General features: G+C 58.1%; 13 protein-coding genes. 6 read left to right on the top strand and 7 right to left on the bottom strand.

Annotated elements, in window-relative coordinates:
• Positions 1 to 238 precede the first annotated feature (238 nt).
• From osmV to osmY, 4 genes are read right to left on the bottom strand one after another with little or no spacing between them, the layout of a single operon-like run.
• Positions 239 to 1375, bottom strand: coding sequence for an osmoprotectant ABC transporter ATP-binding protein OsmV (gene osmV, locus ACN1CO_RS05880; protein WP_090960909.1), 1137 nt, complete (start codon positions 1373 to 1375; stop codon positions 239 to 241).
• The gene (osmW, locus tag ACN1CO_RS05875; protein ID WP_003853661.1) at positions 1375 to 2022 is read right to left on the bottom strand and encodes an osmoprotectant ABC transporter permease OsmW; all 648 of its coding nucleotides are present in this window, start codon (positions 2020 to 2022) and stop codon (positions 1375 to 1377) included. The genes osmV and osmW overlap by 1 nt, the downstream gene beginning before the upstream one ends.
• Positions 2023 to 2031: 9 nt before the next feature.
• Positions 2032 to 2943, bottom strand: coding sequence for a glycine betaine ABC transporter substrate-binding protein (locus ACN1CO_RS05870; RefSeq protein WP_419138218.1), 912 nt, complete (start codon positions 2941 to 2943; stop codon positions 2032 to 2034).
• A 17-nt stretch (positions 2944 to 2960) separates the two neighbouring features.
• Positions 2961 to 3677, bottom strand: a complete 717-nt coding sequence (gene osmY / locus ACN1CO_RS05865; protein WP_136197944.1) for an osmoprotectant ABC transporter permease OsmY — start codon at positions 3675 to 3677, stop codon at positions 2961 to 2963.
• A gap of 392 nt (positions 3678 to 4069) precedes the next feature.
• Between osmY and ACN1CO_RS05860 the strand changes: the two genes are divergently transcribed.
• Positions 4070 to 5536, top strand: a complete 1467-nt coding sequence (locus ACN1CO_RS05860; RefSeq protein WP_419138217.1) for an MDR family MFS transporter — start codon at positions 4070 to 4072, stop codon at positions 5534 to 5536.
• Between the two features lie 39 nt (positions 5537 to 5575).
• Here the strand turns inward: ACN1CO_RS05860 and ACN1CO_RS05855 are convergent, their stop codons facing one another.
• On the bottom strand, positions 5576 to 5872 hold the full coding sequence (locus ACN1CO_RS05855; protein WP_179895728.1) for a DUF1161 domain-containing protein: 297 nt from the start codon (positions 5870 to 5872) through the stop codon (positions 5576 to 5578).
• Positions 5873 to 5917: 45 nt separating this feature from the next.
• Positions 5918 to 6241, bottom strand: a complete 324-nt coding sequence (locus ACN1CO_RS05850; protein ID WP_419138216.1) for a DUF1283 family protein — start codon at positions 6239 to 6241, stop codon at positions 5918 to 5920.
• A gap of 133 nt (positions 6242 to 6374) precedes the next feature.
• Between ACN1CO_RS05850 and ACN1CO_RS05845 the strand changes: the two genes are divergently transcribed.
• Positions 6375 to 6701, top strand: a complete 327-nt coding sequence (locus ACN1CO_RS05845; protein ID WP_419138987.1) for a YnfA family protein — start codon at positions 6375 to 6377, stop codon at positions 6699 to 6701.
• Positions 6702 to 6732: 31 nt separating this feature from the next.
• On the opposite strand, the gene ydfG is transcribed toward ACN1CO_RS05845, so the two are convergent.
• The gene (gene ydfG, locus ACN1CO_RS05840) at positions 6733 to 7479 is read right to left on the bottom strand and encodes a bifunctional NADP-dependent 3-hydroxy acid dehydrogenase/3-hydroxypropionate dehydrogenase YdfG (RefSeq protein WP_419138215.1); all 747 of its coding nucleotides are present in this window, start codon (positions 7477 to 7479) and stop codon (positions 6733 to 6735) included.
• A 397-nt stretch (positions 7480 to 7876) separates the two neighbouring features.
• On the opposite strand from ydfG, the gene guaD reads away from it, so the two are divergent.
• From guaD to xdhC, 4 genes are read left to right on the top strand one after another with little or no spacing between them, the layout of a single operon-like run.
• Positions 7877 to 9205 (top strand): guanine deaminase, encoded by a 1329-nt coding sequence (gene guaD / locus ACN1CO_RS05835; RefSeq protein ID WP_419138214.1) that lies wholly within the window; start codon positions 7877 to 7879, stop codon positions 9203 to 9205.
• The gene (gene xdhA, locus ACN1CO_RS05830) at positions 9202 to 10644 is read left to right on the top strand and encodes a xanthine dehydrogenase small subunit (RefSeq protein ID WP_419138213.1); all 1443 of its coding nucleotides are present in this window, start codon (positions 9202 to 9204) and stop codon (positions 10642 to 10644) included. Before guaD ends, xdhA begins: the two co-directional genes overlap by 4 nt.
• Positions 10634 to 13000, top strand: coding sequence for a xanthine dehydrogenase molybdopterin binding subunit (gene xdhB / locus ACN1CO_RS05825; RefSeq protein WP_419138212.1), 2367 nt, complete (start codon positions 10634 to 10636; stop codon positions 12998 to 13000). The genes xdhA and xdhB overlap by 11 nt, the downstream gene beginning before the upstream one ends.
• Entirely contained in the window at positions 12987 to 13763 is a 777-nt protein-coding gene (xdhC, locus tag ACN1CO_RS05820) for a xanthine dehydrogenase accessory protein XdhC (RefSeq protein WP_419138211.1), read from the top strand. The genes xdhB and xdhC overlap by 14 nt, the downstream gene beginning before the upstream one ends.
• The last annotated feature ends 51 nt before the right edge of the window (positions 13764 to 13814 follow it).

Below are 13814 nucleotides of genomic sequence, written 5' to 3'. Positions count from 1 at the left end.
CGGCCCGCACGATTACGCACCTCATCCATGAGGTGCGCCCGTAACCGGGCCAACGCGTTGCGTTGTTCAAAAACGCTCCCGGCGTTTTTGTCCATGGCGCGGAATGCTTTCCTCCTCTGTCCCAGTTCCCTTCGCATTAAGCTGATGTGTTGCGGCAGGATTTACCCGGACTTGGGTTATTCTGCGAAAAAAGGGCCAGAGTGGCCCTTTTTGTCTGGCTTAAATCACTGTGACGAAATTACGGATTCAGACGACGACGGGTTCGACCCGAGCTGAGGTAATCCGCGATATAATCCTGCGAAATCTCCCCGCTGTAGCGACCCTCTTCATCGACAATCGGCATCCAGACCGTGTTGTGCTCATAGAGTTTTGACAGCACCACGCGCAGGTTCTCTTCGGCTTTACCGGTGACCTTAAAGGTGTGCAGCTTCTCTTCACAACGGCCACTCACGTTACGCGCCTCACGACGCTTCACGAAGCCCAGCGGCTTACCATCCTCATCGACCACGGTAATCGACCGCATATCGTTATCATCCATCATGCCAAAAGCTTCATCCAGCGGCGTCGAGCGGCGCACGGTGATGGTCGGCTGCTGATCGGTCACGTCGCCCGCCTGCACCAGTAACAGACGCTTAAGCGTGCGGTCCTGACCGACAAACGAACCAACGAAATCATTGGCTGGCGTGGCCAGCAGCTCATCCGGACTGGCGCACTGCACGATCTTACCCTGACCAAATACCGCGATGCGATCGCCCAGTTTCAGCGCCTCATCGATATCGTGGCTCACCAGCATCACGGTCTTCTTCAGCTGACGCTGCATGTCGAGAAACTCGTTCTGAATCACTTCACGGTTAATCGGGTCAACGGCACCAAACGGCTCATCCATCAGCAGCACCGGTGGATCCGCGGCCAGGGCACGGATCACGCCGATACGCTGCTGCTGACCACCGGACATCTCACGCGGATAGCGGTGCAGGAATTTAGTCGGGTCCAGCGCGACCATGCTCATCAGCTCGGTGGCCCGCTCACGGCACTGCTTTTTATCCCAGCCCAGCATGCGCGGCACCACGGTAATGTTCTCCTCGATGGTCATGTTGGGAAACAGACCAATCTGCTGGATCACATAGCCAATATTGCGGCGCAGGGTGGTGGTGTCCTGGGTACTGGTATCCTCACCATTAATCAGGATCCGGCCACTGGTGGCGGGAATCAGACGATTAATCATCTTCAGCGTGGTGGTCTTACCGCAGCCCGAAGGTCCCAGCAGCACACACATCTCGCCGGCTGGCACATGCAGGCTGACGTTATCGACGGCTTTATTAGTGGTGCCGTTTTTCTGAGTAAAGGTTTTCGTCAGGTTTTCCAGCGTAATCATTATCGAATCCCCTTTGGTGTGAGCGCCTGCTGCAAACGGTGCAGCAGCCAGTCAAGAAAAATAGCCAGCAGACAAATCATCAATGCCCCGGCAATCAACATACGAATATCACTGCCGCTGATACCATCCAGCAGCAACTGGCCCAGACCGCCCGCGCCAATCACGGCGGCAATCGCCATCACGCCAACGTTCATCACCACGGCGGTACGGATGCCGCCAAAAATCACCGGCAGCGCCATCGGGATTTCAACCCAGCGCAGACGTTGCCAGAAGGTCATGCCGATGCCGCGACCCGCTTCACGCAGACCGTCCGGCAGATTCTCCAGCGCGGTGTGGGTGTTGCGCACAATCGGCAGCAGCGAGTAGAGGAACACGGCGGTAATCGCTGGCAGCGCGCCGATGCCCTGACCGATCAGTGAAAACACCGGAATCATCAGACCAAACAGCGCAATGGTAGGGATGGTCAGCACCACGGTAGCGATGCCGAGAATCGGCGTGGCCAGCCATCTGACGCGGACAATCAGAATGCCCAGCGGCACGCCAATCACAATCGCCAGACCGACGGCCACCAGCACCAGCCAGCTGTGCTGCCAGCTCAGGGTGAGCAAGGTGCTCCAGTTATCCATGATGTAGTGAAGGGTATCCACAGTGCCTCCTTACAGCATGTTTTTGGATTGAAGGAAATCACGCGCCACTTTTTCCGGTGACTCATGGTCGATATCGACCCGCTTATTCAGCTCCGTGATCGCCTCATCGGTGATCTGCGCAGAAAGCTGATTCAGCGCGGTATCCAGCCCCGGATGGCTCGCCAGCACATCCTGACGCACGACTGGCGTCACGTTGTAGCTCGGGAAGAAGTGTTTATCATCCTCCAGCACTTTCAGGTCGAAGCCCTTGACCCGGCCATCGGTGGTGTAGATCAGGCCGGCATCCACGAATCCGTCGCGAATGGCGTTGTAGACCAGACCCGGATCCATCTGGCGGATCTGCGGACGATCCAGCGCCAGGTTATAAGTCTTCTGCAGCGGCTTCATGCCATCGGAACGACCGGAGAACTCCAGGTCCAGACCCAGACGCCAGTTATGATCAGGGTCGGATTTCCGCACCTGCTCAATCTTCGCAACCAGCTGCGACATGGTGCTGATGCCCTCTTTTTCGGCCCGTTCACGGGTCATGGCAAAGGCATAGGTGTTGTTCATCGGTGCCGGGTTAAGCCAGACCAGACCCAGTTTTGCATCCAGCTTTTTCACCGTCTCATACGCCTGCTGTGAAGACATGGGCTGATTGATATGGTTAAAGATGATCAGTGAAGTACCGGTATATTCCCAGACCATATCAATCTGCTTATTCAGCAGCGCATTACGACCAATAGTGGTGGCGATATTACGTTTTGGTACCACCTCAAAGCCTTTCTTCTGCAGCCACTGCACCGTCATCGCTGACAGGATATGCTGCTCGGTAAAACTCTTGGTTGCCATCACCAGCGGGGCAGCAGCCTGAGCCGTCTGGCTTAGCAGCAGCGTCGCGGTCAGCGCGACAACGCTTTTCTTAATCCACTTCGTTAGCATTACAAAAATCCTTGTGATCAGGCCGCAGCGTGCGGGCTCAGAAAGCGACCCAGCGCGGCCAGCATCATATCCAGTACCAGCGCGACCAGCGCGGTGGCGACGGCGCCCAGGATCAGCGTCGGGAAGTCATTCAGATAGATGCCCGGGAAAATCAGCTCACCAAAGCTGCTGGCGCCAATCAGGAAGGCCAGTGGGGCAGTACCGACGTTGATGGCGGTGGCGATGCGCACGCCTGCAAGGATCACTGGCATGGCATTGGGCAGTTCAACCTGACGCAGACGTTGCCATTTGGTCATGCCGATGCCGTTGGCGGCCTCAATCAGCGACGGTGGAACCGCGCTCAGACCAGAGAAGGTGTTGCGGACGATAGGCAGCAGCGACGCCAGAAACAGCGCAATCAGCGCCGGACGATCGCCAATGCCGATAATCACCATCGCCAGTGCCAGCACGGCAAGTGGTGGCAGGGTATTACCGACATTGAAAATCTGCATCACATACTCGGCCCAGCGACGCGCAAACGGGCGACTGAGCAGGATGCCGCTGGGAATACCGACCAGCAGGGCGAACAACATTGACCAGAAAACTAAGAAGAGGTGTTGCTGCCCGAGATAGAGCAGATCGACTTTACGTGCGACCAGCTGATCCCAGCCTAAGCCCCAGATCAGCACTGCGATCACCGCGACCACTGCAAGCAGTGCCAGACCGGCGCGTTGGGCCAGTGAAGCATTTTGCATAGGAAAATCTCCCTGATGACGATCTCAATTGTTATAACAACCATAAACAGCCCGACAGGTGCGACAAAAACTGCAGCCGCGCCCAAAACCGAAACTGCGATAAAATGTAGATAAAATGACTGTTTATCCACTCTTTTTCAGTGAATACCGAATAAGATGGGGTAATGCTATAACAGGCCTTTTTTGCACAAGCCAGCTTTTAAGCCATATATCAGGCAGATAGAAACAGGTTAAAATGGTGTTAAAGCCGCGTAGCCGCTGGGCTAATGCGACAATAAAAAAAATTCATCGACTTTTAGTGACACCGTCACAGATGGCGCAGAAGATGCGCACGCGCGGGAAACTGCTTTGGCCGTTTTTGAGCTAGCCTTGCAGATTAAAAAAGGAACCCTATGACTGAAAGCGCACAACTCCAGACCGGTCATCGCCACTGGATATTAATTGCCTGCATGCTGGCGATGTTTATGGCGGCCATTGAAGTCACCATTGTGGCTACGGCGATGCCCACCATCATTGCTGACCTTGGCGGTTTTTCGCAGTTTGGCTGGGTCTTCTCCATCTATCTGCTGACACAGGCGGTCAGCGTGCCGCTTTACGGGCGGCTGGCGGATATGGTGGGGCGCAAAACGATGTTTTTTGTCGGCACCTCCATCTTCCTGGTGGGATCGGTGCTGTGTGGCTTCGCCCATACTATGACCTGGCTCATCCTGTTCCGGGCGTTTCAGGGGCTGGGGGCGGGCGCGATCATGCCGCTCAGCTCCACCATCGTGGCGGATATCTATTCGCCGCGCGAACGTGCCAGCGTGCAGGGCTGGCTCTCCAGCGTCTGGGGTGTGGCGGCGATAGTGGGGCCGCTGACCGGTGCCTGGCTGGTGCAGCACTTTAACTGGTCGGTGATTTTCTGGGTCAATCTGCCGATTGGCCTGATCAGCATGCTGATGCTGGCGCGCTGGTTACCGGCGCACCAGAAGGAGGAGAAATCGCAGCCGCTGAATCTGGCAGGCAGCGGCTGGCTGATGCTCTGCGTGACCGCGCTGCTGGTTGCGCTGTTGCAGGCGGAACAGCTGGGCGTCTGGCTGGTGCCGTTCCTGCTTTTTTCGCTGTTCGCGGGCTGGCAGCTTAAGCGCCATGAGCAGCGTTCAGCGGCACCGCTGTTTCCGCTGATCATCTGGCGCAGCCGGCTTATCGTGGCCGGTAACGCGGGGAATCTGATTATCGGGGCGGCCATGATGGGCATCAGCGCGTTTCTGCCCACCTGGATTCAGGGGATACGCGGCGGCTCACCGTTGCAGGCGGGCAGCGTGCTGGCGATGATGTCGATTGGCTGGCCGCTGGCCAGCACCCTGAGCGGCAGACTGATGCTGCACACCTCTTATCGTTTCACCGCCCAACTCGGCGCGCTGTTGCTGGTCACCGGCAGCGCATTGCTGTTGTTCTTACAGCCCGAGAGTTCTCTCTATCAGGCGGGCTTCACGGCGTTTCTGATCGGGACCGGCATGGGGATGACCAGTACCACGTTCCTGGTTTCGGTGCAGAACCAGGCGGACTACCAGATTCGTGGCATCTGTACCGCATCAATCATGTTCAGCCGGATGATCGGCTCGGCGGTGGGGACGGCAATTATGGGCGCAGTGCTGAATCTGAATCTGCAATGGCGACTGCCGCAGGTGCAGGATCCGGTGCAGCAGATTATGTCCGAGCCCAGTCGTCAGCAGTTGCAGCCGGAAACCCTGCAGCAGATGGTGGCGGCGATAGCGACATCACTGCACTGGGTGTTCGTCGTGGCACTGGTGATTGCGCTGTTTGCGGTGGGTGTGGCATGGATGATGCCGCGTCAGCGGCCGGAACAGGCGGACTAGCAGGCAGGGCGACAGGATGTCGCCCTGATTTGAATCTGACTACTGTGCAGGCGCGTCCTGCGAACTGCCGGCACTTGCAGGGACGCTGGCTTCGTCGTCACGTCCTGTGCGCTTATAAACAATCTTTTGTGTGTCGTTTTCACAATGTCCGACGACCTGACCGCCCGCCTGATCAACCTGATCGTTGGCGACAACGTCGAGACTAAAACCTGATTCAGGCACACCGTTCTGAATGATTTTCTGGCTGATATCAGCTTTCACCGATTCACAGGATGCCTGTGCCATCAGCGGCAGAGCTAAAAACGCCGCGCTTAACAAAACCCTCTGTAGCTTCATCTCGTCTTCCTTATGTTAGTCGTCCGTCATTACTATAGCTCAAATTTACGGCGCTACCGGGCGACCTGAACGACGATCCAGGCAACGCAGGGTGGTTGGCTCCCAGTAGGCGTTGAGATTGAGGCTCTGCTCGCATTTGTCGCGGGTATCAAAGGCGCGATCGGTCTTATCAAACTCTTTTTCAACGCGGGTGTTCACTTTGTTACGCAGCATACGCGTGTCATTCCATTGCTCTTTATCCTGACGCGCCGTTTCATTGCCCAGCGCGGTGCTGCCATCTTCAATGATCAGACGGTTGGTAGTCGCGCCAGCGTTTAAAGCCATACCAGACAGCAGAACCATCAGAACGGCAGGGATCATTTTTTTCATCACACTATCCTTTAGTTAACGCAAACATCGCCATCCAGGATGGCTGTTGCAGCGAGTACTCATAGTATATCATCGCCGTTTCTTTGCTCACCAGTGGTGAGACGTTTGTTTACGTTCAGGAGAGGTAAGGGTGCTGATTAAGACCGCCTTGCTGTTTTTTGTTACCGCACTGGCGGAGATCACCGGCTGCTTTCTGCCGTGGCTGTGGCTGAAAAAGGGCGGATCGGCCTGGCTGTTATTGCCTGCAGCGGCCAGTCTGGCGCTGTTTGTCTGGCTGCTGACCCTGCATCCGGCTGCCAGCGGACGGGTGTATGCCGCCTACGGTGGCGTCTATGTACTCACCGCACTGCTCTGGTTACGGGTGGTGGATGGCGTGAAGTTAAGCGCGTGGGACTGGAGCGGGGCACTGATCGCGTTCAGTGGCATGCTGATCATCGTGCTGGGCTGGGGACGCGGCTAACGCCAGCCGGACGGGCTGGCGCTAAAGAGTGTTACGGCTTGTGGACTTTCAGACCCGCCAGCGTCTGGCTGACCGGCATCATCTCAAGGCTGTTGATGTTGACATGCTTAGGCAGTGTGGCGACCCACCAGACCGCTTCTGTCACATCTTCCGGCGTCAGCGCTTTTGCACCTTCATAAACCTGACCCGCTTTGTCATCATCGCCTTTAAAACGCACGTTGGAAAACTCCGTGCCGCCAACCAGTCCCGGTTCAATGTCGGTCACGCGCAGCGCGGTGCCGTGCAGATCGGTACGCAGGTTAAGGCTGAACTGGCGAACAAAGGCCTTGGTCGCACCATAAACGTTGCCACCGGCATACGGCCAGCTACCGGCAATCGAACCGATATTGATGATATGACCTACATCACGCTCCACCATCTGTGGCAGCAGGGCGCGAGTCATGTAGACCAGGCCTTTGGTGTTGGTGTCGATCATGTTTTCCCAGTCATCAACGTTGGCCTTGTGCGCAGGCTCAATGCCCAGCGCCAGACCGGCGTTGTTAACCAGCACATCGATATTGCGCCATTCAGCCGGTAACTGTGCCACCGCTTCTTCGATAGCGGCACGATTACGCACATCCAGCTGCACGGTATACAGGTTCTCGCCCAGCTCATCCTTCAGCGCTTTTAAACGTTCGGCGCGGCGTCCGGTGGCAATCACTTTGTGGCCATTCTCAATAAAGCGGCGGGTGATGCTTTCACCAAAACCAGCGGTCGCGCCGGTGACAAAAATAATCATCTCACTGTTCCTTATGCCATTTTCAGAGTCGTTGGCTTCACCATAGCATTTCGTTTCCGCTTCTGCGCGTGGAAAAGCAGCCCTGCCTGTAAACGGATTTTACCATGCTATCCGCTGCGCCTTTATGGGGCAGCCTGCACCTGAAAAGGGCAGATTTACGGACAGCAGGCCATACTCAGAATGATTACTGTGCGCCAATCCGCATCGCAACCGTTTGCATCCACTCCGCAAACGGTTGCTAAGCCTCAAGAGGCCAGTTTTGTTGCGCAACACCCTCTTTTTTTGGTTATTTTATTGATATATAAGAATTTTATTCCATTCCAGTTCTGGCACGCAGGTTGCAAGGTTTAGATCATCATCTGCACATTAAAATCGCGCATTCAGAAAGGACATACCCATGCTATCAGCAACCGACACGGCGATACGCGCCAGCTTCTTTGACTTTACTGGCGTGGTGGATCATCCCGACGACCTGGCCGGGCAGGCGCGCTATCTGGAGGATGGGGTGCTGTTGCTGCGTGATGGACACGTGGTGGGGCTGGATAGCTGGGAGAACAGCGAGGCGCTGCTGGCGGGTCATCCGGTGACCGACCTGCGCGGCAAACTGATCGTGCCGGGATTTGTCGATACCCACATTCACTATCCGCAGACAGAGATGATTGGCGCTTTCGGCGAACAACTGCTGGAGTGGCTGAATCACTACACCTTCCCGGTCGAAGCGCAGTATCACTGCCCGGATCACGCTGCAAAAATGTCCGCCTTCTTCCTGCATCAGCTGCTCTCTAACGGCACCACCAGCGCGCTGGTGTTTGGCACCGTTCATCCACAATCGGTGGAGGCGCTGTTCAGCGCCGCCGAAGCTCTGAACATGCGGCTGATCGCCGGTAAAGTGATGATGGATCGCAATGCGCCCGACAATCTCACCGAAACCCCGGAACAGAGCTACCAGCAGACGCGGGCGCTGATTAAGCGCTGGCACCAGCGTGGACGCCTGAGCTATGCCCTGACGCCGCGCTTTGCACCGACTTCATCCCCGCAGCTTCTGGCAAAAGTGCAACAGCTGCGTCAGGAGTTCCCGGACACCTGGCTGCATACCCATCTCAGCGAAAACCCGCAGGAGGTCGCGTGGGTGAAAGAGCTGTTCCCGGAGCGTGAGGGCTATCTGGATGTTTATCATCATCACCAGCTGACCGGCCGCCGCAGCGTCTTTGCGCACTGCCTGCATCTGGAGGAGGAAGAGTGGCAGTGTCTGCACGATACCGGCTCTTCTATTGCCTTCTGTCCCACCTCGAACCTGTTCCTCGGCAGCGGCCTGTTTAACATCAAGCGCAGCTGGCAGCAGGGCGTGAAAGTGGGGATCGGCACCGATGTCGGCGCAGGCACCACCTTTAACATGCTGCAGACCCTGGGCGAAGCCTACAAAGTGGGTCAGCTACAGCACTACCGGCTCAGCGCCGCCGAAGCCTTTTATCACGCCACGCTGGGCGGGGCACGCGCGCTGGATCTCGACCACGCAATCGGGAATTTCAACATCGGCAAAGAGGCAGACTTTGTGGTGCTCGACCCGGCGGTCTCTGCGCTGCAGCAGTTGCGCATCGGCAACAGCAAAGATATCTGGGAAAAACTGTTTGTATTAATGACGCTGGGCGACGACCGCAACATTGCCCAGACCTGGGTCGGCGGTCGTCCGGTCTGGCAGCGCGATGCACAGGAGCAAGCCGCATGATCCAGTTTCTGTTAAATAACCAGCTGGTCAGTGAAGATGCGCTCGACCCGAATCTCACGGTGCTCAACTACCTGCGCACCCGGCAGCATCGTCCTGGCACCAAAGAGGGCTGCGCCTCAGGCGACTGCGGCGCGTGCAGCGTCACTCTCGGCAAGGCCGTCGGGGGAGAAATGCAGTATGAAACGATTAACAGCTGCCTGACGCTGGTCTCTGCGTTACAGGGCAAGCAGCTGATCACAGTCGAGGATCTGCGTCATGGTCGCGCACTGCATCCTGCGCAGCAGGCGATGGTCGACTGCCACGGTTCGCAATGCGGATTCTGCACGCCAGGTTTTGTGATGTCGCTGTTCAGTCTGCAAAAAAAGGCAGCGGGCTGGGATCGTCATCAGGCGGAGACCGCGCTGGCGGGCAACCTCTGCCGCTGCACCGGCTACCGGCCCATCATGGCTGCCGCCGAACAGCTCTGCTCGCAGCCGGTCACGGACCAGTTTGATCACAGCGCTGCCGCCACCGTGCAGCGGCTGGAGGCGCTGGCCACCCCGGAGATGCAGGAGATAGGTGGTGAGGGTCGCCGCTGCTTCCTGCCCAAAACCCCGTCTCAGCTGGCCGAAATCTATCTGGCCCATCCCGATGCGAAGCTGATTGCCGGTGGCACCGATCTCAGCCTGATGATTACCCAGCAGCATAAGAGAATACCGCTGCTGATTGCGCTGGAGCAGGTTGCCGCGCTGAAAGTCTGCAGCGAGTTTGACGATCACTACCTTCTGGGCGCAGGTGCATCGCTGCAGCAGGTCAGCGAGTTTCTTGCCAGCCGCATTCCTGGCGTCAGCGAGATGCTGCAGCGCTTTGCTTCACTGCAAATCCGCCTGCAGGGCACACTTGGCGGTAACATCGGCAACGCCTCCCCGATAGGCGATGCCTCGCCAGTGCTGCTGGCCCTGAATGCCAGCCTGTTGTTACAGCGCGGTGAGCAGCAGCGGAGCCTTCCGCTGGACCAGTTCTTTACCGGCTATCGCCAGACGCAGCTGGAAAAAGGGGAGTTTATCCGCGCTATTCGTATCGATAAAGTGACGGTGTCACCTGATTTTGTCGCCTGGAAAGTGTCTAAACGGCTGGATGATGATATCTCCGCCGTGTTCGCCGCCTTTAACCTGCAAATCGAACAGGGCGTGGTGAGTTCCGCCCGTATCGCCTTTGGCGGCATGGCAGCGACGCCGCTACGCGCCCGCCACTGTGAACAGGCGCTGATGGGCCAGCCACTGAATGCCGTGACGGTGTCACGTGCAGCCGCCGCGCTGGAGGAAGATTTCCAGCCGCTCTCCGATTTCCGCGCCAGCAGTGACTACCGCCTTCAGGTGGCAAGAAACCTGCTACGCCGCTACTGGCATCGCCACAACGGCGAAATCACCTGCCTCGAGGTCTCCCGCTATGTCTCATAATCGTCCTGAACTCAACGAAGAGGTGATCAAGGCACAGTATGCCGCGGATTTACAGAGCGGCGTGGGTCGCAGTCACCGCCATGAGAGCGCGGAAAAACATGTCTCCGGCGAGGCGCGTTTTATCGACGACAAACCGGAATTGCCGGGTCTGCTGCATCTCTGCCCGCGTCTGAGTGAACACGCGCACGCGCGGATTCTGCATATAGACGTGCAGCCGTGCTATGCCATTCCTGGCGTCGTGAGTGTTTTAACCTGGCAGGATGTGCCTGGCATCAATGATGTCGGGCCGCTGGAGCCGGGCGATCCTCTGCTGGCCCATGACAAAGTGGAATACCTGGGGCAGATCGTGATCGCGGTGGCGGCGGAATCCCCTGACGCTGCGCGTCTTGGCGCGGCCGCAGCGGTGATTGAATATGACGTGCTGGAACCGCTGCTGGATGTGGAGCAGGCGCTGGCGCAGGGCAGCTTTGTGCAGGAACCGCACATCCACCAGCGCGGGGATGTGGATGCGGCGCTGGCGCGTGCGCCGCATCGGGTCAGCGGGTCGTTTCATATTGGCGGCCAGGAGCATTTCTATCTGGAAACCCAGACGGCGATGGTCATTCCTGGCGAAGATCAGCAGCTACAGGTCTTCTCCTCAACCCAGAATCCCACCGAAGTGCAGAAGCTGGTAGCGGAAGTGATGGGCATCAGCCTGAATCAGGTAACGATAGATATGCGCCGGATGGGCGGCGGCTTTGGCGGCAAAGAGACGCAGGCGGCGGGTGTCGCCTGTCTCTGCGCTATCGTGGCGCGTCAGACTGGCCGGGCAGCGAAGATGCGTCTTTCGCGCCGCGACGATATGCGCGTGACCGGCAAACGCCATCCGTTCTTTGTGCGCTACGATGCGGGCGTTGAAGAGGATGGTCGTCTGTGTGGCATCAAAATCGATCTGGCCGGAAACTGCGGTTATTCACTGGATCTTAGCGGATCGATCGTCGATCGTGCCATGTTCCACGCCGATAACGCCTATTACCTGGGCGATGCGCGGGTAACCGGCTATCGCTGCCGCACTAATACTGCCTCCAACACCGCCTATCGCGGCTTTGGCGGACCGCAGGGCATGGTGGCGATTGAACAGATCATGGATCACATCGCCCGCGATCGTGGGCTGGACCCGCTGGCGCTGCGCAAGCGTAACTACTACGGCAAGCAGGATCGCAACATCACCCATTACCACCAGCAGGTCGAGGACAATCTGCTGGATGAGATCACCGAACAGCTGGAGCTGAGCAGCGACTATCAGGCGCGCCGCGCGGAAATCACGGCGTTTAACGCCCGCAGTCCGCTGCTGAAACGTGGTCTGGCGCTGACGCCGGTAAAATTCGGCATCTCCTTTACCTCCAGCTTCCTCAATCAGGCGGGCGCGCTGATCCTGATCTACACCGACGGTACGGTACAGCTGAACCACGGCGGCACCGAGATGGGCCAGGGGCTGAACACCAAGGTGATTCAGATTGTCGCCGAAGTCCTGCAGATCGAGACCGATAAGATCCAGATTACCCCCACTGACACCGGTAAAGTGCCTAACACCTCGCCGACGGCGGCTTCCAGCGGCGCTGATCTCAACGGTAAAGCGGCGCAGAATGCCGCTGAAATCCTGCGCGACCGCATGACTGCGATGCTCTGCGAGCTGCATCAGTGCGACGCAGCGGCGGTGAGCTTCCGCAACGGCGTGGTGCGTGCCGGAGAGAAACATTACACCTTCGCCGAGGTGGCGAAACTGGCCTGGCTGAATCAGGTGCCGCTCTCCGCCACCGGCTACTACCGCGTGCCGGGCATTCATTACGACCGGGTGGCCGGGCGCGGCACGCCGTTCTACTACTACGCCTATGGCGCGGCCTGCTGCGAGGTGGTGATCGACACCTTAACCGGTGAATCCCGCCTGCTGCGCGCTGACATCCTGCATGACGTCGGGGCCTCGCTGAACCCAGCCATCGACATCGGCCAGGTTGAAGGCGGCTTCGTTCAGGGCGTCGGCTGGCTTACCTGCGAAGAGCTGGTGTGGAGTGAGAAAGGCCAGTTGCTGACTGATGGTCCGGCGAGCTACAAAATTCCCGCCATCAGCGACGTTCCGGCCGACCTGCGGGTAACGCTGGTGGAGAACCGCAAAAACCCGAAGGACACGGTGTTTCACTCCAAGGCCGTGGGCGAACCGCCGTTTATGTTAGGAATCGCCGCCTGGTGCGCACTGCAGGATGCGGTCGCCAGCGTGGCCAATTATCGGCAGCATCCGCTGCTGGATGCGCCCGCGACGCCGGAGCGCATCTTCTGGGGCGTGCAGCGCCTGACGGGAGCCAGTGATGATCTATCATGACTGGATAGGCGTGCTGCATCAGCTGCGCGAAAAACGCCAGAGCTGCGTATTAATCACCGTGCTTAGTGAGCACGGTTCGGTGCCGCGCGACAGCGGCAGCAAAATGGTCGTCACGCAGCAGGAGACCTTCCTGACCATCGGAGGCGGTCATCTGGAGTTTGCGTGCATCGCCCAGGCCAGGGCGATGCTGCAGAGCGGGGCGACCGCACCACACACCGAGGATTTCAGTCTTGGCGCGCGGCTCGGACAGTGCTGTGGCGGCAAAACCACGCTGCTGTTTGAGCCGCTGTTGCAGGCGCAGCCGGAAATCTTCCTCTTTGGTGCGGGCCACGTCGGACAGGCAGTGGTAAATCTGCTGGCGACGTTACCCTGTCACATAAACTGGATCGACAGCCGGCCAGGGCAGTTCAGCCGCGTTCCCCCAGGCGTCGTGACCTGGCAGCCTGAGGACCCACTCGACTGCGTGGCACAGGCACCCGCGGGCAGCTACTTTATTATCATGACCCATCATCATCCGCTCGACTTCGAACTGTGCGAAGCGGTGCTGAAACGCGGCGATTTTCGCTATGCGGGGTTGATCGGCTCAGAGACCAAAAATCAGCGTTTCCGCTACCGGCTGGCAGGCAAGGGTGTTCAGAGCGAACCGCTGGCGCGCCTGCGCTGTCCGGTTGGCCTGCCGGACGTTAAAGGCAAGTTGCCCGCTGAGATTGCGGTAGCGATTGCCGGTGAAATCATCAGCGTTTATCAGCAGCAAATCGCCTGAGTTGTCGCCTGCGCGGCAACCTGTCAGGATAAGACTTTGCGATGCCCATCA

Origin of the sequence: Pantoea sp. R13S299 (assembly GCF_048515925.1) — a bacterium.
Lineage (GTDB): Bacteria > Pseudomonadota > Gammaproteobacteria > Enterobacterales > Enterobacteriaceae > Pantoea.
This window is presented reverse-complemented; position numbering and strand designations above follow the sequence as displayed.

Coding starts and splice junctions, on each gene's coding strand:
- ACN1CO_RS05860 (WP_419138217.1), top strand. CDS start 4,070: ATGACTGAAAGCGCACAACTCCAGACCGGTCATCGCCACTGGATATTA.
- guaD (WP_419138214.1), top strand. CDS start 7,877: ATGCTATCAGCAACCGACACGGCGATACGCGCCAGCTTCTTTGACTTT.
- xdhC (WP_419138211.1), top strand. CDS start 12,987: ATGATCTATCATGACTGGATAGGCGTGCTGCATCAGCTGCGCGAAAAA.
- xdhA (WP_419138213.1), top strand. CDS start 9,202: ATGATCCAGTTTCTGTTAAATAACCAGCTGGTCAGTGAAGATGCGCTC.
- osmY (WP_136197944.1), bottom strand. CDS start 3,677: ATGCAAAATGCTTCACTGGCCCAACGCGCCGGTCTGGCACTGCTTGCA.
- ACN1CO_RS05855 (WP_179895728.1), bottom strand. CDS start 5,872: ATGAAGCTACAGAGGGTTTTGTTAAGCGCGGCGTTTTTAGCTCTGCCG.
- ydfG (WP_419138215.1), bottom strand. CDS start 7,479: ATGATTATTTTTGTCACCGGCGCGACCGCTGGTTTTGGTGAAAGCATC.
- xdhB (WP_419138212.1), top strand. CDS start 10,634: ATGTCTCATAATCGTCCTGAACTCAACGAAGAGGTGATCAAGGCACAG.
- ACN1CO_RS05850 (WP_419138216.1), bottom strand. CDS start 6,241: ATGAAAAAAATGATCCCTGCCGTTCTGATGGTTCTGCTGTCTGGTATG.
- ACN1CO_RS05870 (WP_419138218.1), bottom strand. CDS start 2,943: ATGCTAACGAAGTGGATTAAGAAAAGCGTTGTCGCGCTGACCGCGACG.
- osmV (WP_090960909.1), bottom strand. CDS start 1,375: ATGATTACGCTGGAAAACCTGACGAAAACCTTTACTCAGAAAAACGGC.